This window comes from Aurantibacter sp. UH7, from assembly GCF_056839165.1.
Genome location: NZ_CM166388.1, coordinates 3,781,847 through 3,807,791 on the forward strand (window position 1 = coordinate 3,781,847; position 25,945 = coordinate 3,807,791).

The window sequence follows — 25,945 nt, forward strand, 5'->3', positions numbered from 1 at the left end:
TAATTAGTTCTAAATAAGTTAATGTGAAGCATTCTCAAAATAACATTTAATAAGCCTTATTTTTTTCTTTTCGCTTTCGAAGTTGTCGCTCTAATTCGTTAATCGATTCATTTATAGAATTAGCAAAATTGTCGTGGCTAGCCTCTGAAAAAAGTCTTGGACCGGGTAAACTTAAACGGATATTACATATTTTACCTGTCTCGTCTGAAGACGTATTTTCTTGTTTAAAAAACACATCAGCTCGTATTACACTTTTAAACTTCTCACCTAATTTTTGTAGCTTCTCAATTGCATGTTGTTCCAATGTATTGCTTTGTGCTACGTCGTGGTATTCGAATATTATTTGCATATTTTTAAATTTTATTTCTCACTATTAATCATCCAATTTATACCATATCTATCACTACATCTGCCAAAGTAACCCCATTCTCGCTCTCTAAAATTATGATGTATCTGACCTCCCTTAGAAAGTTGTATGAAAACTTCACTGGCTTTATCTTTATTTTTCAGATTTACACTCATATGTACTTGATTGCCATTATTAATTGGCGTGTCTGGTGAGGCATCATATGCCATAAGATTGATTCCTTTTCCGCTTAATTCGGCATGTTGAAGGTTCTTCCGATAGTTTTCTGGAACGTCAATTTTTTTGTCCTCATAAGTTTGACGGTTTTTAATTTCTGCATTAAATAAATCGCCATAGAAACTGAGCGCTTCTTGACAATTTCCATTAAAGGCTAAATAAGCTTGTACTTTCATAATATTTTTATTTACTCAAATTTATTTTAAGTAATTGATTTGTTTTTGTCCAAAAAATTAAAATTTTAATCCATTGCATTATGGTTTAAAATTCTTCAGGGTGAGCTATGTGTAAGTATCGTAATTCATTAAAAAAATAGAAGAACTAAATCTTATGGCCTATTTAAGCCTTGAATCATTAAGAGTCTAGTTCAGAAAGCAACATTATTAATGAGAAAAAATTCTAATTAAAAAAAAATTAATTGAATTAATTTAAAATCTAATAAAGTGCACAAGTATCAAGCTAAAGTTGGAATTTATGAGCATTGGTAACAAGTAAAAAATTCAATACGAAAATAAAAGCACTTCATGCAAATTTCTAAAAAGTCTCGCAGAATATTAATTTTTTCAATAATGGCAATCTTGCTGTTTGTTGTTTATTCATTTCAAGCGTATGTGGAGTCAAGCATTAGAAAATACTTGGCTACAGAAATTCCAAAAAACTTGGATTTAGAATATAAGGACTTAGAGGTTAATATATTAAGCGGAGCTATTTTCATAGAAAATATTTCCGGTAGTTTATTAAATCAAAGAAATGATATTTATACCAGTTTCGATATTGAAAAATTGGGTGTTACGGGTTTTAGTATTTGGCAATTTTTTATTAGTGATGAAATTAAAACTTCTAGTGTTGTATTAGATAGACCGATATTCAGAATTGCAAAAGAACAAACAACAGATAAAAATATTACAGCTACCGAAGCTATAGAACTTAAAAGGCCTATTGTAATAGGGGAGATACAAATAGAAAATGGTAGTATTGAACTTTTACAAGAAAATAGCGGTTCTCTTCAACTACGTTTAAATGATATCGATTTTGAAGTGCAAAATGTTAGGGTAGATTCAAGTATTATACAGAATAAAGTACCTTTTCAATATGATGATTATACTGTTGAAGCTAAGGATGTTTTTTTTAAGTTGAGTGAATATGAATCGTTGCGAATTGATAGTTTAAACATAAATGATAAAAACTTAAAAATAAGTCATTTATCTATTCATTCTAATCATGATAAGCAAGAATTATCGAACATAATAAAAAAAGAACGAGACCATATTACTTTAGATATAAGTGAGATATTGATTAACGACTTAAATTTTGGCTTCAATGATAAGCGTTTTTTAATTACGGCCAATTTAGGTGAAATAAAACTTCCAGAAGCAACTATTTACCGCGACAAATTGGTGGCAGATGACCTCACAAAAAAGAGATTGTATAGCCATACCCTAAGGGAACTTCCAATAGATATTTCTGTTAATCATCTTTTAATACGTGATGGTCAATTGGGTTATGAAGAGCTTGTAAATAAAGAGACTGAAGCTGGTAGAATTTATTTCGACCAAATAAATGCTGACATATTTAACTTAGCTAATTATGATAATGGTAACCAAGAGATACTAATTGAAACCAATGCGATGTTTATGGAAAGTTCCCCTATGACCTTAGATTGGAGCTTTGACGTAAATGATGAGCACGACAGTTTTACAGCTTCTGGTACTTTTAAAGATTTTAAAGCACAGCGTATAAATCCATTTTTGGAATCCAATATGCGATCTCGGGCCAAAGGCACAGCACAGGAAATCTATTTTACAATTTCTGGCGATGGAGAACAATCTATAGGGGATATGAGAATGAAATATGAAAATTTTGAATTTGTCATTTTAAAAAAGAATGGATTAGGAATAAATAAAGTACTAACGGCTATTGGAAATTTATTTATAAAAGAAAATTCTAAAATGGATGAACAAGGTTACAGGTACGGTAAAATTGAAGTAGCTCGCGATTCAACAAAATCATTTTTTAACTATCTCTGGTTAAATGTAAAAAATGGCTTAGGAAGCACGCTAATTGGTAATGGAGAAAAAGAATAGCGAATACTAAAATAATATGGATAAATTGGGAAAAAGAAAGGGTTTGCTAAAAAAGAGATATTTGATTCCTGTTATAATTATATCAGTTTTAATTATCATAAGATTGGTTTTACCTTTTGCAGTAAAGAAATATGTAAACGGGGTTTTAGCAGATATACCTGGTTTTAATGGTCATATTGAGGATATTGATATTTCATTAATACGTGGAGCTTATGTAATAAATCAGCTTTATTTGAATAAAATTAATGCGGAGTCTGAGGTGCCGTTTATTGCTATTGAAAAGGCAGATATCTCAATTGCCTGGAACGCTCTTTTTAAAGGAAAAGTGGTTAGTGAAATTGAACTGACTAGTCCAAATTTAATTTATGTATTTGAAGATCAACAAGAAACTAATAGTGATAACACAGATATTGACGATTGGACCAAAGCGCTGACCGATTTAGTACCCATAGAAATCAATAACTTAATAATACATTACGGAAAAGCTGCATTTGTTCAATTAGCCGCGGATCCTAATATTGATTTAAATTTTAATAAAATCAATTTAAGCGCAACAAATCTTAGAAATGTTGTGCGAAATGAAAAGGAATTACCTTCGAAAATCAAGGCAACGGCCGTTTCTATAGGTAATGGTGATGTGAAATTGGAAGGTACGATGGATTTGGTAAAGGAGATTCCAGATATGGATGTTTCCTTTTCCCTTGAAAAAGCTGAAATCGCTGCATTTAATGATTTTACAAATCACTATGCTGGAATAGATTTTTCTTCAGGAAATTTTAATCTATATAGTGATGTTGCTATTGCAAACGGATTCCTTACTGGCTATCTTAAACCGCTTTTAGAGAATTCAAAATTAATTGAAAAAGAGGATAAGTTCTTTGAGAAATTATGGGAAGGATTTGTGGGCTTCTTTAAATTTATTCTTAAAAACCAGAAGACAAATACCTTGGCTACAAAAGTGCCGATTGAAGGAGATCTAAATGCAGTAGAAGGAAAGATATGGCCCACTATTTTTAATGTTTTTAAAAATGCATGGGTTTCGGCATATAAGGGAACTGTTGATAATGAGGTAGATTTTGAAGATGCTGAACTAGGTGCAAATAACTAACAAGAGAACTATGTTTTGAATGATAACTAGGAACATAAAAGTTAGTCTAAACAAACACATTTAAAATGAAGGTAGTTGTTGGTATTGTGGTGACAAGTAACTCATCACCTTACAAAATTATTAGATTCCAATTGCACTCCTATCTAATAGATACCTGTCGCTTTTTAAATCAATAAAATTTTCGATGAAGTTAAAGTGTTGCTTGGGAAGCATGTATTTTGGTATTATATAATTCTAACATTAATACAATGAAAACAACAAGATATATTTTAATAGTTTCTAGTATAACTTTTGCACTAACTAGCTGTAAAAGTACCAATACAGTAAACACTAAGAGTGTGGAAGATTCAGAAAGTGTTGAAGCAGGAACTGATAAACAGATGTCCAATGCAGATAACATGTCAGATTATGGTACTGAGAAACTGTTTTCGGATTTAAATATGTCCGACAATCAAATTCTTATGTTTAGAAAGGGAATGAAAGATTTTCAAGCATTACGCGTGACTACACCAAATGGTGAAATGATGGGTACTTTAGAAGATGAAAAAGGGAGACAAATGAAAAGCATTTTGTCTGAAGAACAGTTTAAGAAGTATCAGGAACTAAGCGAGAATAATAATTAATGTCATCATTAAAATAAACTAATTATTTAAATACTTATGAAAACAACAAAGCCTATTCTTTTTTTAGTAGATGATGATGAAGATGATCGACAATTATTTTCTGAGGCGCTTGATGCTACTAAGTTGGACTATAGAATTACGACCTTTACAAATGGCGTTGATTTGATGGCTAATCTACATGATGTTTCCACAGAACTGCCTGACCTAATTTTTCTTGACTTAAATATGCCGCTAATGAATGGGGTTGAATGTTTAGACGATATAAAAAGTGAGCCTAACTTTGTAGATATTAAGATTATTATTTATTCAGGTTACTTTGATGAGGCAGAAGTAAATGAGTTGCAACAGAAGGGTGCATCCAAGTATTTACAAAAGCCAAAGACATTTAAAAAACTAATTACTCAAATTCAAAATTGCTTGTTGGTAATAAAAAATGGTGCACTATTTAATTCAGATTTCGTAATTAAATAGTGCTCTATTTTTTATCTAGTACAATTCGCACCCCAAACTTCTTCCTCTTCACTAAAGGCTATAATTAATGTGCCTTCATCAATACTAACCATACCATCTTCACTTATTAAAGTGCTTTGGTTTTTCTCCATTTTTATACCCTTTAAGCTAGGAATACCATCAGAAAAATCAAATGTATAAGAATCGCCTACTTTCACAAGTGTAACGCGCCCGTCATCAGTTGAAATATCGGTATTTGCATTAGTTTCAGAATAGCTAACGGAGCCATTATAAGTACCGACAAAAAGATTGTCATCAACCGGGTCATTATCCTTACTACATGAGGAAAACAAAATAATTGTTGCAGATAATAGACTAAATATTTTAAATAATTTTTTCATAGAATTGTTTTAATAATTACATCCCAAATGTAGTTTGAGTGGAACTGTTTTGTTGATGATATAAATTCTAAAATTGTCTTTAAAAAATAATGGTAAGTAAAAATATCCAGGTAATTCCTTGAAGCAAAATGTAAATGCTAGTAATTGCTTTAAGCCTTTTAAATATTGTAAAAGTATGATAATGAGATTTTGAATTATTTTTTCAAATCACTATAGAGTTAGCTTTATTTTTTATCGAGTCAATGCTTTGGGATATAATCTTTTAAATTACCAAAGTATGTAATTGATACCATTTATAAATGCTATCAATTAGCTTAAAATTTAACTAATAAATATTAATAATTATGAGTATAAAAGATAGCAGAAAATTTAAGAGAAAAGTAGAGCAAACCAATCCTACCAATCCAACAGGTAACACTAATATAGAGACCAATAAATTTGATATTGATAAGAAAACTATAAAAGAACAACAGAACAAAAAATAGCATTTGTAGTATTGGTTTAATCTTATGTTAAGCTCCCTTAAAGGGAGCTTTTTTTATTACATGTTCATAACCCATTCACTATTCATAATGAAGTTTCATTTTTGGATATATATGAAATCATATTTACTTTTTCAGTTTTTATAGTCCAATAAATAAAGTACACTTTATTGCATTAATAACTGATGTTATTGAATCATTCTAGTAAACAAGTAAACTATAATTTAGTTTTAAATAAATGAAGTTATGAGTACAAAAAGCGTTTTTCAGGAAGATGCACAGAAAAAAATAAAAGATTTAGCTGAGTCTATAGAAATTGTTATGTTAGGCTCTAATTTAGCACAGCAGCCTATACATGCAATTCCTATGAGTACAAAAAAGGTTGATGATATGGGTGCAATATGGTTTTTAAGTAACAAAGAAAGCTCTCACAATCAGCATATAGCGAATGAAGCTCGTGCTCAACTATTTTATTCCGACCCTAATTCAATGGAATTTATGACTGTTTATGGAGACGCATTCATTAGAACAGATGCCCATATATTAAAAGATTTATATGAAAAAGGTGATGATATGTGGTTTAATGGAGTCGATGATCCAAATTTAACTGCAATACAAATAAAACCAACAGAAGGCCATTATTGGGATACTAAAAGTAATTCTTTGGTTGCTTTGTTTGAAGCAGGGATGACAATGTTATCAGGTGATAAACCGGACTTAGGCCAAGAGGGATCAATCGATATCCGTTAAATGGAGAACTAGTAATCGCGGAAAAATCTATACGGTAAAATTTGCAATCCTTAAATATTTATATGTTTTTACCAGTTTATAAAACATAACTTTGTTTATGCAGTCCAACTAAATTTGTTGCTTCTTACACAATCATGTGAAAAAATTAGATAAAAAATACAAATGGCTCAAGCGACTCACCATCTTAATCGCATGTGTTCTCTTTTTATTTGTTGCTGTTGTAATTTTTGTAAGAAGTTCTTGGGGGCAGAACATCATCGTTTCTAAAGTGACCAATTATGTATCGGACAAAACAAATACCGAAGTACAAATTGGCCGACTTTTCATTACTTTTTCTGGGAATGTTGCTCTGGAAGAACTATATCTAGAAGATAAAAAAAGCGATACACTATTTTATTCTAAATCCCTAGAAGCAAACCTTGCCTTATCACCTTTGATATTTGGTAATGAACTTAATTTAAAATCTGCATCATGGACTGGACTTCGAGCCAATATTCTTCGAGATAATAATTCAGAGGGTTTTAATTTTGACTTTTTGATAGATGCTTTGGCTTCTAATGATACTACAAGTGACACCAGCGAAACTGAACCAATGCAGATAAATTTTGGGCACCTAAATTTCAAAGATTTTAAAATCAAATATGATGACGGTTTTTTAGGTGTTGATAGTGAAATACAGTTAGGGAATTTGATATTGGAAGCGCAACATACAGACCTTGAAAACTTTTACTTAGAGCTTGATGCTGTTGAACTTTCAGACACGCAAATTGATTACAAACAGACAAAAGCTTTTATAGAGAATGATACCGCGCAATCACAACTACCATTTATTTCAGTAAACAACTTCAAATTAAAAAACGTAAAAGCTGGATACAATTCAGTTTTAGATAGTGTACTGGCTAATGTGCAAATTGGCGACTTTCTTTTGCAAGAAGTAATAGCCGATTTACCAAATAATGATGTTGCATTCAACTCACTTTCCTTTGAAAATTCTATCGTAAATCTAAGTGTTCCAATTTCAGAAAAAGTACAGGACACGGCAGAGAAATCTTCAAAGCCAGTAAACTTCAAGTGGCCTGATTTTTTCTTAAAGGCAAATACCTTAGCATTAGCTAACAATTCAATCAGTTATAAATCTGGACACACTATATCTGAAGTAGGAAAGTTTAACCCTAATGAAGTTAAATTTACAAATGTTGCTTTTAACGCTTCGGGTTTTGAGTATATACCTAAAGAAATAAGCTTTGAGCTAAATGAGTTTTCTTTTATCGAACGAAGCGGATTTAAATTAAATGATTTAGCATTTTCTACAAGTATAAATAACAATACAGCTGTTCTAACTGGGTTTAGGGCAATCACGAATTCCAGTAAAGCAGCGGGTGATTTTAAATTGGAATATAATTCTGTACAACAACTTATTGCTACTCCACAATCAACTGCAATTAATTTGCAATTACCAACTATAGCATTAGGGGTTAATGATGCGCTTTTTTTTCAACCACAATTAATTGAAAATGAATATTTAAAAAAATCACTTCAGCATCCTATAAATGGAAATGTAAATATTGATGGCACTCTTGCTGATTTCGAAATAGATAATGTGCAATTCAAATGGGGGGAGACTTCGCTTGTTGCAGCAGGTAAAATTCAGCATGTAATGCAAGAAGACTCACTAAGGTATGCTTTTAACACCATCAATATTTCAACTGAACGCAAGGATATTTTAAATTTTGTATCAGAAGAAGAACTCGGAATTTCTATACCGCAATCTGTTATTTTAGAAGCTTCTGCGATGGGTAGTTTGGATGATGTCACAACCCTCGTAACATTAAAAATTCCGGAGGGTAAAGCACAACTTACAGGTAGTATTCGTAAAGAAAATCAAATTCATTTTAATGGCGATTTACAAGTCGATAGTCTTCAACTGAACACGCTCTTAAAAAATGAAGCCTTCGGCGATATTTCTTTTACCACAAGTTTTTTTGGTGAAGGCAGTAGTATAAACAATCTTAATGCTGAAATTATTTCTGATTTCAGCCAGTTAGTAATCAAAGATTATGACTTCTCAGCCCTTGACATAAAAGGTAAAATAACCAATGGAAATGGTAACGTAGAAATGGCTTTTAAAGACGACAATTTAAATTTATTGGCCAATACCGAGATTGTGCTTGATTCAATAAACTCAAAAATCGGATTAGACCTCAATGTTATTGGTGCTGATTTGTATGCACTTGGAGTTTCTAGAGAGAATATTAAAGCAGCATTAGAGCTGCAGGCAGATTATTCTGGTAATCCTCAAGATTTTAAACTAAATGCCAATATATTAAATGGCACTGCTGTCTATGATAATCAACAATACCAAACAGGAAATATTGACATTCGTTCTGCAATAGATTCTTTTAATACAGAAGTTACAATTGATAGTGATTTTATAAATGGATTTTTAAAATCAAATGCTAGTCCCAAAGGAATAACTAATACACTTAACAATCAGCTAAAAAATTACTTTGGAGATGAGGCAGATACGAAGGTATTAGAAGATTCGGTGCAAGTACAGATGAAATTAAAATTAAATTCAACACCCATATTATCTGAAGTATTTTACAGGAATGTTGAACGATTAGATTCAATATTAATTCAAGCTGATTTTGACGCTTTAACTAAAAACCTAAATGCTGAGGTTAAAGTTCCTTCTGTGCAATATGGTGGAAGTACAATTGATAGTTTAAATGTTTTAGTAATAGGAAATGCCAAAGACCTTAAATTTACCGCTGGTTTAGCTGGATTAGTTTCAAATCCTATCCACATGGGGCATACATTTTTTGAGGGTAATCTAAAAGACAAGGAACTCCGTCTCGACTTTAGTTCTTTTAATGGCGAAGAAAAAATTGCTCATATTGGTTCTGAAATGACTTTAAAAAAAGATACACTTCAATTTCATATCGAGCCTAAGGAGCTAATCCTTAATAGAAAGTTATGGACTATTCCACAAAGCAATGAAATTTTAATTGCCAAAAACTTCTTAGCGTTTAAGGATGTAGTAATGAGTCTAAATAATCAGCAGCTAACTATTTCAAATACCATGGAGGGTGTGGAAAAGGAACATGTGGGATTACATTTCGAAAATTTTGGGCTACAGACATTCTTAAGTTTATTAAATCCTGATAAAAAATTGGCATCAGGTTTATTAAAAGGAGACTTTATTTTAGAAAACCCATTTGGTGCAACAGGATTGGTGGCCAATTTTGATATTAACAATTTAGAAATAATAGAGAATCCACTAGGTACGCTTTCGTTAGATGCTTCCTCTTCTGGAAATGCAACGTATGATTTTGATTTAAAATTAAAGGACGGTGGTGCAGATCTCGATTTAATTGGAAACTACGCTGCAGAAGAAACAGGTGCTCAACTTAATTTAGATCTCAATTTAAATCAAATTAAACTAAAAGTAGTTGAAGGGTTTACAGGTGGAACTATAAAAGATTCCCAAGGGTCAATTTCAGGTAAAATTAATTTTTCTGGGAATGCCACTTCTCCTATTTACAAGGGAAATATAAATTTTAATGATGCGGACTTTAATATTTCAAGCTTGAATTCTGTTTTTAAAATATCTGAGGAAACCCTTAAAGTTAATACCGATGGATTGTACTTCGATAATTTTAATATAGCCGATATGGATGGCAGTAACCTATCGGTTGATGGTTCAATATTGACAACAACGTTATTGAATCCAGAATTTGATTTAAAAATTGAAACCGAACAATTCAAGGTTTTAAATTCAACCAAAGAAGATAATGAGTTGTTTTACGGAATGGCTAGCATGCATGCTGCTATTAGAGTTAATGGTGATTTGGAACTCCCTAAAATTGATGGAAAACTCAGAATAAGAAAAATAACCGACATCACTTATGTTGTGCCAGAATCTCAATTGGATATAGAAGAACGTGACGGTGTCGTAGTCTTTGTAAACCGTGACGAACCAGATGCCATTCTCACAAGAAATGATGAAGAAGAAACCCCTGCATTTTTTCAGGGAATAGATGTAGATGCTGTATTAGAGATTTCAGAAGATGCTGATTTTAAAATTATTATTGATGAACGTACTGGTGATAATTTAGAAATATCTGGTGATGCAGCCCTAAACCTAAACATAGAACCCAATGGTAGAATTGGCCTTTCTGGTAGGTATGAGTTGAACTCAGGACATTATGAGACCAACTTGTATAATTTTGTAAAACGAAGATTTGAAATAAACCCCGGTAGCACAATAACTTGGCAAGGTAATCCAACAGATGCTAAGTTAGATGTTACAGCTGTATACGAATTAGAAACCTCTGCATCTCCTTTAATGTCTTCAGTAACCTCAGGTGAAGATGTTAGTGTGCAAAGTAAGTATCAACAAGTGCTTCCTTTTTACGTTTATCTAAACGTTGATGGAGAATTGCTACAACCTGATTTATCATTTGGTCTTGATATGCCCGAGGATGACCAAGGCGCTATTGGAGGTACAGTATATACTAGGGTACAGCAGCTAAATCAACAAGAATCTGAACTCAATAAACAAGTGTTTTCGTTGTTAGCCTTAAACCGTTTTTATTCTGATTCTGGAAGCGATGGTAGTTCTGGTGGTACTGCTGCAATCGCACGTGACAATGTAAATAGAGTTCTTTCTGGACAACTAAACACATTTTCGGATAAGGTTTTTGGAAGCTCTGGATTTGAGGTTGATTTTGATTTGGATAGTTTTACAGATTACCAAGGCGATAGTCCACAGGATCGTACACAGCTTAATATCAATGCTAAGAAAAAATTGTTCGATGATCGGGTAATAGTTACTGCAGGTAGTGCCGTAGATGTAGAAGGTAGTGCGCAAGAAGGACAAGAAGAAACTCCTATAATTGGCAATGTAAGTCTAGAATATTTGTTAACAAAAGATGGACGGTATCGACTGAAAGGTTTTCGTAAAAGTGAATATGAAAATATTATTGACGGCCAATTAATAGTAACTGGTATTGCTTTAATATTTAATCGTGAGTTTAATAAGTTCAGCCATTTATTTAATCCTTTAAAAGATAAGAATGCATCTGGTAAAAAGAATCAAGATGCAAAAGATAAGAAGGAAACCAACGAAACAAAAAGAAAAGAATGAGGCTTCAATTATCTAATAGAATTATAAAATTCAATCCACTGAAAAAGGGTGCGGGTAACTCTATTGTATTTTTGATGATACTAGTTTCATCCTGTGGGGTTAATAAGTATATTCCAGAAGGTGAAATACTTTATTCGGGTGCAGCTATAGAAACGACTGCAGATCAAGATATAGACGACGTAAAGAAAGTAGAGCAAGAATTGGAGACCCTTATACAACCCGAACCAAATTCAACGGTTTTAGGCATGCGATTGGGATTATATTATCATTACAAATCTCAAAAAGAGAAACCAGGTTTTATCAATAAATGGTTGAATAAAAAATTTGGAGAAGAACCCGTTTATCTTTCCGATGTAAATTCGCAAAGAGTGGAAGAACTCATGTATAACAGATTGGATAATCGTGGCTTTTTTTATAGTAAGGTGCGTTCTGAAATTGATACTACTAATAAATATGCAGAAGTACATTATTCAGCCGAACTTCCTAAACCTTATACACTTGAAAATTTTAAACTTGATAAAGATTCACTTTCAATTTATAATGATATTGAAAAAACACTTGCACAAACGAAAATAGAACAGGGTAGTCGTTTCAATCTTGCGCTGTTGAAGTTCGAACGCGAGAGAATTGACAAAGAATTAAAACAAAAAGGATATTACAATTTTAATCCAGATTTTTTAATTTTTGAAATAGATACAAATCGATATGAAAATAAAAAGTTCGATTTGTTTCTTCGATTGAAAAAAGGCACACCTAGTAAATCAGTTATTCCTTACGAAATAGATTCAATTACAGTGTATCCCAACTATGCTATAGAAAATGACACTAGTAACTTAACAGAAATAAAAAAAGTAAATGATATTCATTTTGTTCAAAAGGAAGACTTTTTTAAACCTAAAAAATTAGAACCCTATTTGCTATTTGAAGAAGGACAGAAATACAATGCTCAGACAGCGCGATTAACGAGTAATCGACTTTCAGATTTAGGAAGTTACAAGTTTGTGAATATTCGATTTAATGAAAAAGATACTACTGCTGTAGACGGTGCGGGATCGTTAGATGCTGATATTTTTCTTTCTCCATTAACCAAAAGATCTGTACGAACAGAATTACAAGCGGTTACAAAATCAAACGGATTTACAGGCCCAGGAATTGCAGTAACATACAATAATCGAAACCTTTTTAAAGGCGGTGAAACATTAAGTATTACGGGTGATTTTAGTTATGAAGCCCAAATATTGGGAGGTAATGATGGCGGATTAAGTAGTATTGCAGGAGGATTACAAGCAAACTTAATTATTCCGCAATTGGTTCCTTTTTCTCCCAGTCAGTTTAATGATGCCGTACCCAAAACTAAAATTAGTTTAGGGGGCGATATTCTCAATCGAAGCAAATTATATACGCTTACTTCATTCAATACTTCTTTTGGCTATACCTGGAATGAAAACCGATTTGTATATCATGAATTGAATCCAATAAGTATTAATTACGTTAATCTTTCTAATACCACTACAGAATTTGAAGAAATCTTAGAAAATAATTCGTATTTGGCAGAAAGCTTTGAACAGCAATTTATTGCGGGTCTCAACTATACTTTCACCTATAATGAATTAGTGGACGCTAACAAAACACGTCCTTTATACGCATCCACAAGTTTTGAAATTGCAGGTAATTCGCTTAGTCTAATTGATGGTGGAAGTGGAACGGTTTTGGGTTTGGAATATGCTCAATTTGTAAAAGCAGATTTAGATTTTAGATATTACTTTAAATGGGGAAAAGAGCAAGCTTTAGTAAGTCGTATGTATGCCGGGTGGGGTATTCCTTACGGTAACTCAACGACACTTCCTTTTGTAAAACAATTTTTTTCTGGTGGACCATACAGCGTTCGTGCTTTTCAGATACGGTCATTAGGTCCTGGTTCTTTTATTTCTGATGAAGATGATACTTCGTCATTTTTTGACCAATCAGGTAATCTTCGACTGGAAGCAAATTTGGAATATAGATTTCCAATTTTGTCATATTTAAAAGGGGCCTTATTTATAGATGCCGGAAATGTGTGGTTGACAGATCAAATAAAAATTCCAGAAGACGAATCAGAGGAAAACAATGAATTCAACGAACAGTTATTAGCTGAGGGTAAAATTGGTTCGGATTGGATAAAAGAATTGGGAGTAGGAGTAGGTTTTGGTTTACGTGTAGATATCCAAAGCTTTGTTATTCGATTTGACTTTGCGTCACCATGGCGAGTACCTTACTTGGCAGAAGGTGAACGTAGTCGAATACCTTTTTTTGATGGTGGTAGTGATAATTTGGTTTTTAATTTCGCTATTGGATATCCATTTTAAAATTCAGCTTAAAAATTTATATGGATTTATTTAGTAATACAACTATTATTAAGTGGAAGTTTTACTTTTCCTATTTATTACATTTTATTATTTAGAAATATTATTGACTAGTTTATGCTATGTAGCAAGTTTAATACACTTGCCTTTGGGAAGTATGATAATTAATAAAATGCAAAATCGATTTAAGGTATAACCTAAACGCTATTTTTATTTTATCTTATTATATGGTGTTTTTATCAAGCATTTCATTTTGTGATTCTAAATATTCTAATAGGGCTTCTAAAAAAAGATTATTAAAAGAGCTGCTCGAAAATGGATTTTGACTAGTAACAAGATTTCTATCTTTAATTGCAAAGTTCGACTTTGGCATTCCACTTCTATATTTCAAACCCAATTTTCTTAGTTGTTTGGCTATTTTTCTGTTTTTAGGTTTTCCTTTCATTATAAATTTTTCAATAACAAATTCTTCAAAAGGTGATACAGAATTAACCTTATATCCAATGTATGGATTATCAACAGTCGGCATTGTCAAAATAAGGCTAGGAGCGTGGCAAATAAGTCCGGTTGGTTTGTTTTCTCTTGCAAATTTTTTTAAAAGAATAGGAATGTTTATGTCTTCTATTAAATCTATCATTAAACCTTGTCCACCTGGAATAATAATACCTAAATAATCACCCTGATTATCAATTGCTTTGTCCAATGTAATAGGTGAATTAAATGAACTATCTTTTTTTATAAATTCTACTGCTTCATTCTTAACATCTAAAAATCCCTTCCAATATTTATCATAGATACTCTCTTCGTCAATTGTTGCGACAACACCTTTTGGTGTAGCAAATTCCACGGTATATCCGTTTTCTAAAACAGATTTATATGCCAAATAAAATTCATTTAAAAAGACTCCAGTTTGTCGTTGCTTTTGTCCATTATTTAATTCTAAAGTGTTAGCTGCACTCAAAACAAAAAGAATTTTCTTGTTTTGAGCGAAAAGAGAGACGTTAATCATAATTAGAATTATTAGAGTTATATTTCTCATTTTAAGTTATTTAGATGCGATTATTTCAATTTCTATTTGACAATTCGGAGCTGTAGCTAATAATGGTAAAGGAACTATAGTACTGGCAGGGAAATTTTTAACTCTCCATTCTTTGGATGCTACTTCTATCAATATTTTCTTTTTTTCAACAGTGAAATCTACAATGTAAATAGTTTGTTTCACTACATCATTCACTGATAACCCAGCAGTTTCTAGAGCTGTTTTTACATTAAAAACCGTTTGCTTTACTTGATCTTCAAAATTTTCTGATACCAATTTTCCTTCTGTGTTGGAAGCCCATTGACCTGAGAAAAAATATAATTCCTTTCCTTTCGGAACTTTTACAATATGTGAAAAGCCATTTTGCCTTGGATTAAATAATTTTTCTGGGTTAATAAAATTGTTTTTTTCTTGCGTCATACTATTGTTTTTTTTGGTGACTACGTTTTCTGATTCTGTGCACGAAAACAATATTGACAATATTGTAAATGACATTATCCTTCGCATTATAATTTTAGAGTTTTAATTATGTTACAAAGGAAATACACAATAGCTGCGTAGACATTTACATATGTAAAGAAAACTAATTCTTCTTATTTTGGGCTCTAATTCGACTTAGTTGTGTCGGTGTAATACCTAGGTAAGAGGCAATATGGTACTGAGGGATTAATTGTTCCAATTGCGGATATTTTGTTTGAAAAATAGCGTATCGTTTGTTTGCTTCTAACAACACAATTTCTACTTCTCGTTTTTCTTTATCAACAAAATAGTGTTCAGCAATTTTTCTTAAGAGTCTTTCTAAATCCTGATGTTGGTCTAATAGATCAGTTAGTTTTCTATAGTTTCCTATTAGTAAATCGCAGTCCGTTAACGCCTGTTGATTTATGGTGTTTGGGAGATGAGTAACTAAAGAAGAATAACCACCAATCATATTGTTTTGGGTAAAGAAATGTTTGTTATATTCTTGTCCTTCATTATTACGATAGAATGCTCTAATAACACCTTGTTGAAGAAAGCCAAAATTCTTAGCAACTTCACCTTCTTTTAAAAAAAATTCACCTTTTTTTAATGAATGCTCTGTAAAAAGGGTTTTAACATTATTCCAAGTGTTTTCTTGAATAGGAGAAATAGCATTTAAAAAATTGTATAGATTTTTCAATATAGATTTGGTATTTTTTTAATCACACTTAGCACTAATTTAGTACTAGCGTAATTAGGATATCTTTACAGGGTCGTTATTCAAAAGGTTTCTAACAGTACTCCAGAACATTAATAATGAACTTGTTGAAGTTGATGAAAACTCAGAAAGCAATTGCATATTTTTTAGGAACATTTTTTCTTCCTCACCATTCAAATCTGATGTGCCATGGTAATATGCCATATTCCAATCATTAAAATATCTTCCTGAAACATCACCATCCCATAATTTTTTTACATTATGATGTCTATTGTCTTTTTTAATCTTACCATATATTTCAATCACATCGCTTTGCTTTCCTTCTAGAATTTGCACGAACTTCTGATTATAATAAACCAAGCAACCTGTCACATTTTTTTGCGAATTGGCAAGTCTTGCTTCTAATAAAATATCCTTTATGTTTTGGGTATTTATAGTAGGGGAAGCAACTGAAATATAGGTTAGTTGGAACATTAATTGAATTCTTTTTGGAAAGATAATAATTCCAGTAATTTATTTAAATAAATCTTAAGTTTTATAGTTCCTTCCAATTTTTAAAAAATTTCATTTAGCACAAGGTTTTGAGATACTATTTTGATTCATCTGGTTAAGATGCAGTATTATTTCTATTTACATTGATGTGAGTATTAAGAATTTAAAAAATATAATATGAAAACTTTAGAAGACTTATTTGAACATCAAATAAAAGATTTGTATAGTGCTGAAAAACAACTGGTTAAAGTGCTTCCAGAAATGATAAAAAAAGCCAGTGATAATAAGCTCAAAGAAACATTTCAAGATCATTTAGCAGAAACAAAGTTGCAAAAAAGTAGGTTGGAAACTATTTGCAGAGAACTGAATATTACTCCTGCTGGCGAACCTTGCGAAGCAATGAAGGGCCTCATTAAAGAAACTAAAAACTTCATTGCAGAAGCTACTACGGAAGATGTTATGGATGCAGGATTAATTGCAGAAGCTCAACGGGTAGAACATTATGAAATTTCGGGTTACGGTACCGCTGTGCGTTTTGCGAAAGAATTGGGATACCGAAGTATTGCCATAACACTTCAAGAAACTTTGGACGAAGAGTATGATACTGATAATAAACTTGACAAATTAGCTGAAGGTAGATTGAATAGGAAGGCTATTGATCAAAATTAATTCTGACTTTAACTTAATGACTAAATCAAGTTTAGATAATTTAAAATAAAAGAAACATGAAAAATATAACGATAACAACACTAGGTCTAATTTTAATTGGGAGTTATGGTTGTAAAGAAGTAAAAAATAAAAGAACTGCTGAAACGCCAATCGAGGCTATAATTCAAAGTAATAAAGAAAATATAGAGTATCTAACAATTGTGATGGAACCTAAAAGTAATAGTGAGGTGAGGGGAGAGGTGACGTTTACAGAGGATAATAATACTGTAAAAATGATAGCCTTATTTTCGGGGCTTTCAGAGGGAGAACATGCAATTCATTTACATGAAAAGGCAGATTGCTCTTCGGAAGATGGAAAGTCTACTGGTGGGCATTGGAATCCTACAATGGAACCCCATGGTAAGTGGAACGATGAGGGCGGATATCACAAAGGTGATATCGGAAATTTTACCGCTGATGCCAATGGTGATGCGACAGTAGAATTCTCCGCAGGTGATCAATGGTGTTTAGGATGCGATGATCAAAGTAAAGATATATTAAATAAGGCTGTAATTGTTCACCAAGGTAAAGATGATTTTACTTCTCAACCAAGTGGTGATGCAGGTGCTAGAGTTAGTTGTAGTGGTATTATTAAATAAAGTAAGATCAATATTATAATAAAGGGCTGCTATTAAAGCAGCCCTTTTTATGAAGTTATAATTCTATTAGTACCATCAATTATAATTTGTATAAAAATAATTTTGAAATAAAAACAAAAAGCCGATTTGTGAAAATCGGCTTTAACCTAACAATCATCACCCTAATAATTATGCAGACATTGCTATCAAATTTTGCTGGTCTTTATATTGTTTTGGACTACAATTATATTTTGATTTAAATATTTTTGAGAAGTAACTTCTACTGGTAAAACCAATACTGTATACTACTTCAGAAATATTTAGATCTGTATTTTTAATTAAATCTTCAGCTTTACACACACGTACTTCTCTAATGTAATCCATAACGGTTGTACCATGCATTAGTTTGAATCCTTCTTGCAATTTAGAAGGAGATAAACCACCTTTTCTGCATAAGTCTGTTACGGTATGATTTTTTTCTGGATAGCTATGTATAAATTGAGAAATCTCTTTTACTGCTTCCATTTCCCAACTATTTAAAGATCCATTATTTTGAGATGATTTTTTTAAATCGTCTGTATGTTGTTGTATTTCTAAAGCTAGAATCATTTGAACCAAACCTTCAATCATAAGACTTCTAGCAATTCCTTTTTGGTCTACAGCTGCTAATTGACGAATTTTTTCAGCAATCTTTAAATTATAAGATCCTATATAAGCGAAATTGTCAGCTACATTATCTTGGAAAAATAAATTTTGAAGTTTATAATTCAAGGTCTTTTGGTCTGATTCTTTTTGTAAAGGATTAACGATAATTAATGTCATTTTTAAGTTTACATTCTTATCAAAATAGATGATATTATCCTGAAGCGATTTACTAGTTAATATTCCGGTTTGAAAATTTTCTAGCGTTCGTTTCTCTCCATTTGATCCAAAACTATGTACAATTTTACCATGTGTGCAGTATGCAAAACATATAGGTGCTTGTTTACTAGATTCGGTAATCAACGTAAAATCTTCTGAAAAATTCATATCAAATTCCAAATATGAAATACCACTCTTTAAAGTAATACCTTTTATTTGACCACTACCTAAATGATTATTTATTTCTAAAACGTGTTCTTTAATATCTACTTGTAATTCACCACCAAGGTTACCCTTAAGTTGTTGAAATATGTCTTTTATTTTTGACGAATTTATAGTTAAGGTGTTCATAGTGTATGTTGTTTTAGATTATTAATTTGACTCTTAAAAGATTGTTTAATCTTCATACAGCAAATATCGAAACAACATGAACCTACCGTCTTACACAACTTTTGGATTATGTTATAAAACTTTTAGTTATGTTAGGATAGGATGTTAAAAACACTAAATAATAAGGACTTAGTAGAAGAAAATAGCTAAGTTAAAACATATAGAAACCGCTAGAAGTTTATTGAATTTATAAATTTTTGATGGCAATAAAATTTATGCAGGTAAATAAATCACAAATGCTGAGCCCTTTCCAACTTTGCTAGTGGCGTGAATATTTCCGTGATGATTTTCTACTATCTTTTTACAGATAGCTAAACCAATACCGGTTCCTGAGTATTCATTTTTTTGATGTAAGCGCTGAAATACCTCGAAAATTTTCCCAGCATTTTCTTCAGAAAAACCAATACCATTATCAACAATTGTAATTTTGTAATAATGTTTTTTTGTTTTAAAAAAATCTTCTGGAATTTGCTCCCTATGTACTTTTTCAGATTTTAAATTTATTTTTGTAGTTAATTGTGGGTCATGATATTTAAGAGCATTAGAAATAAGGTTACTAAATAATTGTTCTAATTGAAAAAAGATACCTTTCACTTTTGGTAATTGCTCCGAAACAATTACCGCTTTAGAATCGTTTATTCGTTCACCTAAGTCTTCTTGAACTTTCTCCAATACTTCATTCAAATCTACTTTCTCAAAATCGCCATGGGTACTGTCAATACGTGAATAAGTTAATAGGTTACGGATTAAAGATTGCATTCGTAGTGCTGCGCTATTAACTTTGTCAAAATATTCTAGCCCTTTATCAGAAAGTTTTTCACCTTCTTTATCTTCTATTCGCGAAAGGAACATTTGAATTTTTCTTAGCGGCTCTTGTAGATCATGACTGGCGACTCGATTAAAAGAATCTAGCTCGATATTGCTACGTTTTAGTTCAAGGTTTTTAATCCGAAGTTTTTCATCAGCTTTAACCTTTTTTGATATATTTTGTACTACGCCTACAGAGGTTGGCCTGCCATCTTTTTCGATAATTTGACCATTAAGTTGAAGATGTTTAACTTTACCATTAGCAGAAATTATTCGATATTTAGATATACTAGATTTACCGTGATTAACAGTTTCCTCTCCCAATTTATTATAATCTTCAAGATCGTCGGGGTGTACAAATTGCTTATAACTATCATAAGTTATTTCTAGAGAATTAGGTTCAAGGCCTAGAATACGATAAAAATTATCGGAAAGAATTGCCTCTCCATTATCAAGATACCAGATATAGCTACCCAAACCAGCTACGCCCTCTGCATCAACGAATATAGAATTTTGAACTTCAAGTTGTTCATTTAATTTTTGAAGTTCGTTCATGGCCATCATTTCTGTGGTTATATCTTGAACAACGCCAATCATTATTTCTTTACCCTTATTATGTAAAAATTTGCCCTTTGTTTTTAAATAAATAGTATCGCCATTTTTAGCAACCACGCGATAAGTATGATTTGGTGCTTCTCGACTTTCTACTACATCTTTCATTATTTCTTCATAAGTAGCAACATCATCTGGATGAATTAATTTTCTATAGTTTTCAAATGAAGGTTCAAATTCTTGAGGATTATACCCTAAAATATGATAAAAGTTATCAGAAATTTCAGCTGTATCAGTTTCAATATGCCATGTATAACTACCAATACGCGCCATTCTTTTTGCCTCAACCATAATTGAGTTCTGCAATACTAATTGCTCGTTTAAAGCGAGAACCTTTTCATGAGCCTTATTCTCATCGGTATCATTTCTTACCACAACTAATAGGCCTTTATCCATAGGCTTAATTATGGAATGAAACCATAATATTTCACCATTTACTGCTACTTGACGTTGAAATTCAATAGTTTTTCCTTTGTTAAAGTTTTCAATCATTTCCTCTAGCTCTCCGTTGAGCAATAGAAAAGGAAAAACGGTAGAAATAGGTTTTCCTATAATTTCCTTGGGGTCTAGTCCTAAGTATTCGCGATTACATTCATTTGCAAAAATTATTTTAAAATCAATTAGTTTACTTTGATTATTATAAATAGGTTCATAATAGTTCATAATATTATCGGTGCTCTGTACAATATTTTCTAGTAACAACTGCGAAGATTGAATCTGATCTTTATCCCTTCTAATTTTAATAAAAGCAATTGTAAATACAGCTAAGGCGAAAAAGGCCAATAATAACGAAGTAAGAGGTGTAAGATTGGTCTGCTTTTTATATAAGGTTAATCGCTCTTGTAAAAGTGCTTCTTTTTTTAAAACCATTTGCACTTTTTGACTCCTCATTTTTTTTAATAATTCAGCAGCTATATCTACATTCTTCATTACTTCTACGGCTGAATCTGTAGGTTCAATTTTACCATGTAGCGCTATTAAAGTACGATGCAATTTATCTTTTAAAACTGCTACAGAATCCAAAATTGCTTGTTGTTCTGGAAAGACTTTTGTTAGTTCATAAAGCCGATCAAACGCTTTATCACTTTCTATCTTGTAATCAACATAAGAATCGGCAAAGGTAGAGTCTCTTAATATTACAGAGCGAAATTCTGCGGATTCCATTAAACTATATTGCGAGAAAAGATTATTTATTTCTTTATCTACCATCAAAGATTGAGTAACTAATTCGGATGATGTTTGCAGGTTTTTTATCTCACGATAATTAACACTAGCAATAAAAAGTAATAGAAATATTGCAATTACCAGAGCTATTTTAAATGGTATAGTTTTTTTAGAATTAGTAGGTGTTGTATTTAATTCCATATTGTTTAAAATTAACTGAGAAATTCAATTTTTCTGAATAAAAAGTAAACTTGAAGAAATTGCAAAATCTTAATAACCTCACGTTAATATTTCACAAACGAAACAAAAAATTATCTTTATTAAGATTTGACGTGTGGTATTGCCAATCAAGTTGTAAGACCCTTTCAACGGACTTTCGCAATTTACTAAAGTTATTGGGCTTGTTAAGATAAATATTTGCCCCATTAACAAAAGTATCTTCGATATCTTTCTCTGAAGAAGAGGTAGAATATATCGCAATAGTTATTCCTTTTAAATTTGGATTGAGGCGTATTTCTTTAAGACATTGCATACCGTTTTTAACGGGCATATTTAAATCTAGAAATATGAGGTTAGGTAATATAACGTTCGGAAGATAAAGAGCATCCATCAATTCTTGCCCATTATTATATAAGGATAAATTGGTTCTTATATCTATTTCTTCAATGGCTTCTTTAAAAAGCATACGATCATCAATGTCATCGTCTGCTAAAGCAACATTTAAAATATTTTTATGGTTCTCCATTATATGGTTCGTTAAGAAGAATACTGGCTGTTTTCTTTTCGCTTATTCATTATTTTTTGGAACATTGTGGGTGTTAATCCTGTTGTTTTTTTAAACTGGCCAGATAAATGTGCCACACTACTATAGTTTAATCGAAAAGCAATTTCGGTTAAAGTAAGGTTGGTATTTGCCATTAATTCTTTAGTTCGGTCAACTTTCCTCAATATTATAAAATTTTCAATAGAGGTAAAGGTAGTTTCCGAAAATAAGTTTGAAAGATAGGCATAAGAGTAATTTAATTTGTCTGAAAGATAGGAGGAGACCTTTAATACTTGTGCTTTGTCTCCCTCTAGCATTTCTTCAATTGTGTTTTTAATTCGTTCAACTAAAACCGTCTTTTGCTCATCTAAAATCTCAATACCATAACTATTGAGATTATCTGATAATTCCTTTATCTCTTCTGTGGAAAGCGGTTTTTTAATTTCCACCTCCCCAGGACCATGAACGATATGCGGAATGCTCATTTTATTTAATTGCTCGCCTAAAATTGCAATACAGCACACTTTGAAATCAAATTTTACATTTATTTTCATTGTTCATTGGTATATTTAAGAAATTCTAAAATAGAATTTATCAAAACTAGTATAATACTAATTTAAATGTAGATATTTTTTAAATAAGTTAAATGGATTTTTAACCAATATTGCGCCTTAGCTAAGTGTTTGGCTGAGCGAAAATCAGTAAAAAAAGTATTATAATTTCAACAAACCTAAAATTAATGAAAGAATGAAACTAAGCAGGTATACAAAACGAGCATTACTCGGAGGGGTTATTTCAATGTTAATTATTCTATTGGGAACAATCCTATTAGGACGTTTAAGTGGTTATGAAGCAAAAGTTCTTATCAAAAATTCTTTGGATGGAATGAATACTTTGTGTAATACAATTGCATTGGCATCGGCCACCATATTAGCATTATTGCTTACTTTATTAGGTTTAAGCTCTACATCAAAATCAAAACTAAAGAAGGACCACTACCATCATGTATTGCAAATTGCAAAATTGGACACTATAGTCTTTATAGCTGCTGTAATTACTTTTTTGCTTTTTAATTTACCCATAACCGAATCTGACGAAGTACCGGCAGCTTGGTTTAGTACTTTATATTACATTTCTTTAGGTATATCAAGTGTTTTGAGTGCAGCGCTTATTGTAGTGGTCTTAATGCTTTATAATACTGTAGTCAATATCATTAAAATAATTGGTCTAGGAATGACAGATCATCCTTTAGCAATTGATGATAATGAAGTAGATGACAAGTAATATGTATTTTGATAAAGGTAAAGGAGCACCAACCTTTAATTTATACCTTATTAATATAATTAGCAGTAGGGATGGCCTTAAAAAATTCTGCTATTTCAATATCTGCTTGTGGTCCATAAGCCACTAAAAAAGACCCTTTTTTACCATCTTCAGTTTTAAGAATATACAATAATGACGAGTCTGATGGATTACTCATTCCTTCAAACCTTCGTTCTTCAACGACAAAAATCTGTGCAGGTTTATAGGTGTTTTTAGATTTAGTTTCTATCAGTCTTTCTTGTTTAAAAATAAAACTAGCGGTAAAACCTTTTTCCTGATAATAGTTTATATAATCTATCTCGTGTTTTGCAAATTTGTTATCCATAATTATTGTTTTTTTATGTGTTCATTAATGTAGGTGAGTTATATAGTATACAAGTGCTAGATGCTTTGAATTAATCTGTTCAATAATTTATTTTAGAGAAGCATTGAGCATTTGTATCTATTTGACGACGGAATATTCTAAATAAATAACGGGCATCCTATGGAAGACAGGATACCCGTTAAGTGTTAGTATTTTATAAATAACTAACATTCAATCAACCAACCAAAATATTCTTAATTTTCATCTGTTGCATCATCAACAGCATCTTCAACCTCTTCAGCACCTTCATCAAGGGCATCTCCAGTGTCATCAATAGCGTCTTCAATCTTATCCTCTGCATCTTTGTTTGTTTCCCTACAACTAGTAAGCGCAGTGAAAGATAAAGTGGTTACCAATAGAAGTACGAGGATATAAAATTTCTTTTTCATGTTTCTTAAATTAAAATATATTTAAACCTTTTTTCTGCCTGAAATCAGGGAGATTACAAAAAGGATTAAGAATATAACGAATAGTACTTTTGCGATACTCGCTGCTCCTGCAGCTATACCACCAAATCCAAAAATTGCGGCGATTATTGCAAGAATAACGAAAGTAATTGTCCAACGTAACATAGTATTTTTATTTTTAGGTTCTTATTTATTTTTGCCGGCTATTATCCGACCTCGATATACAAATATGTATATATTTTGGGTAATTGATTAGCACCATCCATTTCATTCTTAACGCAATCAATTTTATTGAATTGATTTTCCATTTGAAGCGCAAATAATCATAGAAACAAAAGGATGTTACGTTAAAAAGAGGTGTAATTAATTTGGATAAACCTGGAATGGTTCCATTAATTACTAGTTTAAATAGGAGGGGAGCTCTAAGAAAATAATAAAGTGATTTAAGCTTAAAAAAGCGAAGAGATGCAAACTATTTATTCTTGTAGTATGTTTAATCGGTCTCTAATATTTTTATATTGTAATCAGCAAGAAGTAATTGCAGGGTTAATGGAAGTGGGACTTCATTATCTATTACCTGTAAGTCTTTTGAATCCGCTAATAAATCATTGTCAAATATCCGTTTTGAAACAGGAGTAGCCCTAAAATCATTGTGCAATGTTGAATTAAATAAATGCTTAATTTCTGGTGTAGATATATCACAATCCAACCAGGTATTCCGCATATTTTTAGGAATTATTAGTGGCATTTGATTACTAATATTATGTATTTGTTGGTGTTGTTTATTGGATTCTACAGTAATTAAAGATGAGGTGAGAAAGCCATCCATTAATTTATTATATATTCCTGCAATGCTAAAAGGTGTTCCACTTTTACTACCAATATGAAAAGGTAATAATTGATTATCTACTATTAGGTTTGTATAATAACCGGTCACTAAAATTAGGCAACGACGTAGCAAAAAAGGTGCTGAATACCATTCATTTGAATCTATTGATTTATCAGTAATATTTAGCGTATTCATTTGATTCTGATAAACTTGCCAATCGTCTGAAAATGATTCTGGGAGAATTCCCCAAATTGACGGCTGAATGATGTGGGGCTGATTGGCGGTTATAACAGAGACCGTATTCTCTTGGAGTCCATCAATTACTAATCTCGGACTAAAAATGTGCCCATATTTGTAAATTGCGTCAAATTCTTTTTCGATATTCTTTTGTAGTCTTTGATTAGATAGTTTGTAAAACATATACTATTCTTTATGAAAAAGAGGATGTACTATTACATC

26 protein-coding genes are annotated in these 25,945 nt (G+C 31.5%); 11 read left to right on the plus strand and 15 right to left on the minus strand.

The genetic code is table 11. The features are described 5' to 3' along the window. Positions 1-46: 46 nt before the first annotated feature. The gene (gene hpf / locus UH7x_RS16000) at positions 47-349 is read right to left on the minus strand and encodes a ribosome hibernation-promoting factor, HPF/YfiA family (RefSeq protein WP_482360928.1); all 303 of its coding nucleotides are present in this window, start codon (positions 347-349) and stop codon (positions 47-49) included. Between the two features lie 11 nt (positions 350-360). After that, the gene (locus tag UH7x_RS16005) at positions 361-759 is read right to left on the minus strand and encodes a VOC family protein (protein ID WP_482360929.1); all 399 of its coding nucleotides are present in this window, start codon (positions 757-759) and stop codon (positions 361-363) included. Positions 760-1,152: 393 nt separating this feature from the next. Between UH7x_RS16005 and UH7x_RS16010 the strand changes: the two genes are divergently transcribed. The 4 genes from UH7x_RS16010 to UH7x_RS16025 all read left to right on the plus strand — a co-directional run bounded on the left by UH7x_RS16010 (position 1,153) and on the right by UH7x_RS16025 (position 4,869). After that, positions 1,153-2,667 (plus strand): AsmA family protein, encoded by a 1,515-nt coding sequence (locus UH7x_RS16010; RefSeq protein ID WP_482360930.1) that lies wholly within the window; start codon positions 1,153-1,155, stop codon positions 2,665-2,667. Between the two features lie 16 nt (positions 2,668-2,683). Beyond that, on the plus strand, positions 2,684-3,775 hold the full coding sequence (locus tag UH7x_RS16015) for a DUF748 domain-containing protein (RefSeq protein ID WP_482360931.1): 1,092 nt from the start codon (positions 2,684-2,686) through the stop codon (positions 3,773-3,775). 248 nt (positions 3,776-4,023) lie between these two features. Further along, positions 4,024-4,398: a hypothetical protein gene (locus UH7x_RS16020; RefSeq protein ID WP_482360932.1), complete on the plus strand. Its 375-nt coding sequence runs from the start codon at positions 4,024-4,026 to the stop codon at positions 4,396-4,398. Between the two features lie 36 nt (positions 4,399-4,434). After that, entirely contained in the window at positions 4,435-4,869 is a 435-nt protein-coding gene (locus UH7x_RS16025) for a response regulator (RefSeq protein ID WP_482360933.1), read from the plus strand. An 11-nt stretch (positions 4,870-4,880) separates the two neighbouring features. On the opposite strand, the gene UH7x_RS16030 is transcribed toward UH7x_RS16025, so the two are convergent. Beyond that, positions 4,881-5,249 (minus strand): hypothetical protein, encoded by a 369-nt coding sequence (locus tag UH7x_RS16030; protein ID WP_482360934.1) that lies wholly within the window; start codon positions 5,247-5,249, stop codon positions 4,881-4,883. Positions 5,250-5,593: 344 nt separating this feature from the next. Between UH7x_RS16030 and UH7x_RS16035 the strand changes: the two genes are divergently transcribed. The 4 genes from UH7x_RS16035 (at position 5,594) to tamL (ending at position 13,975) form a co-directional block, all read left to right on the plus strand. Further along, entirely contained in the window at positions 5,594-5,734 is a 141-nt protein-coding gene (locus UH7x_RS16035; protein WP_482360935.1) for a hypothetical protein, read from the plus strand. A gap of 243 nt (positions 5,735-5,977) precedes the next feature. Continuing rightward, a complete protein-coding gene (locus UH7x_RS16040; protein WP_482360936.1) occupies positions 5,978-6,481 on the plus strand; it encodes a pyridoxamine 5'-phosphate oxidase family protein in 504 nt (167 codons plus the stop codon). Between the two features lie 136 nt (positions 6,482-6,617). After that, positions 6,618-11,630 (plus strand): translocation/assembly module TamB domain-containing protein, encoded by a 5,013-nt coding sequence (locus UH7x_RS16045; RefSeq protein WP_482360937.1) that lies wholly within the window; start codon positions 6,618-6,620, stop codon positions 11,628-11,630. After that, positions 11,627-13,975 carry a translocation and assembly module lipoprotein TamL gene (tamL, locus tag UH7x_RS16050; RefSeq protein ID WP_482360938.1) on the plus strand — a complete coding sequence of 783 codons (2,349 nt, stop codon included), beginning with the start codon at positions 11,627-11,629 and terminating at the stop codon, positions 13,973-13,975. Before UH7x_RS16045 ends, tamL begins: the two co-directional genes overlap by 4 nt. 220 nt (positions 13,976-14,195) lie before the next feature. Here the strand turns inward: tamL and UH7x_RS16055 are convergent, their stop codons facing one another. The 4 genes from UH7x_RS16055 to UH7x_RS16070 form a co-directional block, all read right to left on the minus strand. Then, positions 14,196-15,011 (minus strand): DJ-1/PfpI family protein, encoded by an 816-nt coding sequence (locus tag UH7x_RS16055; protein WP_482360939.1) that lies wholly within the window; start codon positions 15,009-15,011, stop codon positions 14,196-14,198. Positions 15,012-15,017: 6 nt separating this feature from the next. Next, positions 15,018-15,431 carry a RidA family protein gene (locus UH7x_RS16060; protein ID WP_482360940.1) on the minus strand — a complete coding sequence of 138 codons (414 nt, stop codon included), beginning with the start codon at positions 15,429-15,431 and terminating at the stop codon, positions 15,018-15,020. Between the two features lie 163 nt (positions 15,432-15,594). After that, on the minus strand, positions 15,595-16,170 hold the full coding sequence (locus tag UH7x_RS16065; RefSeq protein ID WP_482360941.1) for a Crp/Fnr family transcriptional regulator: 576 nt from the start codon (positions 16,168-16,170) through the stop codon (positions 15,595-15,597). 54 nt (positions 16,171-16,224) lie between these two features. After that, complete coding sequence (locus UH7x_RS16070; protein WP_482360942.1) at positions 16,225-16,662, minus strand: BLUF domain-containing protein; 438 nt, start codon at positions 16,660-16,662, stop codon at positions 16,225-16,227. Positions 16,663-16,857: 195 nt separating this feature from the next. Between UH7x_RS16070 and UH7x_RS16075 the strand changes: the two genes are divergently transcribed. Continuing rightward, a complete protein-coding gene (locus UH7x_RS16075) occupies positions 16,858-17,349 on the plus strand; it encodes a YciE/YciF ferroxidase family protein (protein WP_482360943.1) in 492 nt (163 codons plus the stop codon). A 56-nt stretch (positions 17,350-17,405) separates the two neighbouring features. Continuing rightward, positions 17,406-17,987 carry a superoxide dismutase family protein gene (locus UH7x_RS16080; RefSeq protein WP_482360944.1) on the plus strand — a complete coding sequence of 194 codons (582 nt, stop codon included), beginning with the start codon at positions 17,406-17,408 and terminating at the stop codon, positions 17,985-17,987. 168 nt (positions 17,988-18,155) lie between these two features. On the opposite strand, the gene UH7x_RS16085 is transcribed toward UH7x_RS16080, so the two are convergent. The 4 genes from UH7x_RS16085 to UH7x_RS16100 all read right to left on the minus strand — a co-directional run bounded on the left by UH7x_RS16085 (position 18,156) and on the right by UH7x_RS16100 (position 23,117). After that, a complete protein-coding gene (locus UH7x_RS16085) occupies positions 18,156-19,178 on the minus strand; it encodes an AraC family transcriptional regulator (RefSeq protein WP_482360945.1) in 1,023 nt (340 codons plus the stop codon). Between the two features lie 252 nt (positions 19,179-19,430). Then, on the minus strand, positions 19,431-22,001 hold the full coding sequence (locus UH7x_RS16090; protein WP_482360946.1) for a PAS domain-containing protein: 2,571 nt from the start codon (positions 21,999-22,001) through the stop codon (positions 19,431-19,433). A 91-nt stretch (positions 22,002-22,092) separates the two neighbouring features. Then, complete coding sequence (locus UH7x_RS16095; RefSeq protein ID WP_482360947.1) at positions 22,093-22,545, minus strand: response regulator; 453 nt, start codon at positions 22,543-22,545, stop codon at positions 22,093-22,095. A gap of 11 nt (positions 22,546-22,556) precedes the next feature. Further along, on the minus strand, positions 22,557-23,117 hold the full coding sequence (locus UH7x_RS16100) for a helix-turn-helix domain-containing protein (RefSeq protein ID WP_482360948.1): 561 nt from the start codon (positions 23,115-23,117) through the stop codon (positions 22,557-22,559). Between the two features lie 193 nt (positions 23,118-23,310). On the opposite strand from UH7x_RS16100, the gene UH7x_RS16105 reads away from it, so the two are divergent. Then, positions 23,311-23,847, plus strand: a complete 537-nt coding sequence (locus tag UH7x_RS16105; RefSeq protein WP_482360949.1) for a hypothetical protein — start codon at positions 23,311-23,313, stop codon at positions 23,845-23,847. A 40-nt stretch (positions 23,848-23,887) separates the two neighbouring features. Here UH7x_RS16105 and UH7x_RS16110 read toward each other — a convergent pair whose 3' ends face one another. The 4 genes from UH7x_RS16110 to UH7x_RS16125 form a co-directional block, all read right to left on the minus strand. Next, positions 23,888-24,211 carry a hypothetical protein gene (locus tag UH7x_RS16110; protein ID WP_482360950.1) on the minus strand — a complete coding sequence of 108 codons (324 nt, stop codon included), beginning with the start codon at positions 24,209-24,211 and terminating at the stop codon, positions 23,888-23,890. 233 nt (positions 24,212-24,444) lie between these two features. Further along, complete coding sequence (locus UH7x_RS16115) at positions 24,445-24,639, minus strand: hypothetical protein (protein ID WP_482360951.1); 195 nt, start codon at positions 24,637-24,639, stop codon at positions 24,445-24,447. A gap of 21 nt (positions 24,640-24,660) precedes the next feature. Further along, positions 24,661-24,822 (minus strand): DUF1328 family protein, encoded by a 162-nt coding sequence (locus UH7x_RS16120; RefSeq protein ID WP_482360952.1) that lies wholly within the window; start codon positions 24,820-24,822, stop codon positions 24,661-24,663. A gap of 328 nt (positions 24,823-25,150) precedes the next feature. Then, positions 25,151-25,906 (minus strand): SOS response-associated peptidase, encoded by a 756-nt coding sequence (locus UH7x_RS16125; protein WP_482360953.1) that lies wholly within the window; start codon positions 25,904-25,906, stop codon positions 25,151-25,153. Between the last annotated feature and the right edge of the window lie 39 nt (positions 25,907-25,945).

Bases quoted from the DNA above. Each gene is read 5' to 3' on its own strand.
- hpf (WP_482360928.1), bottom strand. From the start codon at position 349: ATGCAAATAATATTCGAATACCACGACGTAGCACAAAGCAATACATTG.
- UH7x_RS16005 (WP_482360929.1), bottom strand. From the start codon at position 759: ATGAAAGTACAAGCTTATTTAGCCTTTAATGGAAATTGTCAAGAAGCG.
- UH7x_RS16010 (WP_482360930.1), top strand. From the start codon at position 1,153: ATGGCAATCTTGCTGTTTGTTGTTTATTCATTTCAAGCGTATGTGGAG.
- UH7x_RS16015 (WP_482360931.1), top strand. From the start codon at position 2,684: ATGGATAAATTGGGAAAAAGAAAGGGTTTGCTAAAAAAGAGATATTTG.
- UH7x_RS16020 (WP_482360932.1), top strand. From the start codon at position 4,024: ATGAAAACAACAAGATATATTTTAATAGTTTCTAGTATAACTTTTGCA.
- UH7x_RS16025 (WP_482360933.1), top strand. From the start codon at position 4,435: ATGAAAACAACAAAGCCTATTCTTTTTTTAGTAGATGATGATGAAGAT.
- UH7x_RS16030 (WP_482360934.1), bottom strand. From the start codon at position 5,249: ATGAAAAAATTATTTAAAATATTTAGTCTATTATCTGCAACAATTATT.
- UH7x_RS16035 (WP_482360935.1), top strand. From the start codon at position 5,594: ATGAGTATAAAAGATAGCAGAAAATTTAAGAGAAAAGTAGAGCAAACC.
- UH7x_RS16040 (WP_482360936.1), top strand. From the start codon at position 5,978: ATGAGTACAAAAAGCGTTTTTCAGGAAGATGCACAGAAAAAAATAAAA.
- tamL (WP_482360938.1), top strand. From the start codon at position 11,627: ATGAGGCTTCAATTATCTAATAGAATTATAAAATTCAATCCACTGAAA.
- UH7x_RS16055 (WP_482360939.1), bottom strand. From the start codon at position 15,011: ATGAGAAATATAACTCTAATAATTCTAATTATGATTAACGTCTCTCTT.
- UH7x_RS16060 (WP_482360940.1), bottom strand. From the start codon at position 15,431: ATGACGCAAGAAAAAAACAATTTTATTAACCCAGAAAAATTATTTAAT.
- UH7x_RS16070 (WP_482360942.1), bottom strand. From the start codon at position 16,662: ATGTTCCAACTAACCTATATTTCAGTTGCTTCCCCTACTATAAATACC.
- UH7x_RS16075 (WP_482360943.1), top strand. From the start codon at position 16,858: ATGAAAACTTTAGAAGACTTATTTGAACATCAAATAAAAGATTTGTAT.
- UH7x_RS16080 (WP_482360944.1), top strand. From the start codon at position 17,406: ATGAAAAATATAACGATAACAACACTAGGTCTAATTTTAATTGGGAGT.
- UH7x_RS16085 (WP_482360945.1), bottom strand. From the start codon at position 19,178: ATGAACACCTTAACTATAAATTCGTCAAAAATAAAAGACATATTTCAA.
- UH7x_RS16090 (WP_482360946.1), bottom strand. From the start codon at position 22,001: ATGGAATTAAATACAACACCTACTAATTCTAAAAAAACTATACCATTT.
- UH7x_RS16095 (WP_482360947.1), bottom strand. From the start codon at position 22,545: ATGGAGAACCATAAAAATATTTTAAATGTTGCTTTAGCAGACGATGAC.
- UH7x_RS16100 (WP_482360948.1), bottom strand. From the start codon at position 23,117: ATGAAAATAAATGTAAAATTTGATTTCAAAGTGTGCTGTATTGCAATT.
- UH7x_RS16105 (WP_482360949.1), top strand. From the start codon at position 23,311: ATGAAACTAAGCAGGTATACAAAACGAGCATTACTCGGAGGGGTTATT.
- UH7x_RS16110 (WP_482360950.1), bottom strand. From the start codon at position 24,211: ATGGATAACAAATTTGCAAAACACGAGATAGATTATATAAACTATTAT.
- UH7x_RS16115 (WP_482360951.1), bottom strand. From the start codon at position 24,639: ATGAAAAAGAAATTTTATATCCTCGTACTTCTATTGGTAACCACTTTA.
- UH7x_RS16120 (WP_482360952.1), bottom strand. From the start codon at position 24,822: ATGTTACGTTGGACAATTACTTTCGTTATTCTTGCAATAATCGCCGCA.
- UH7x_RS16125 (WP_482360953.1), bottom strand. From the start codon at position 25,906: ATGTTTTACAAACTATCTAATCAAAGACTACAAAAGAATATCGAAAAA.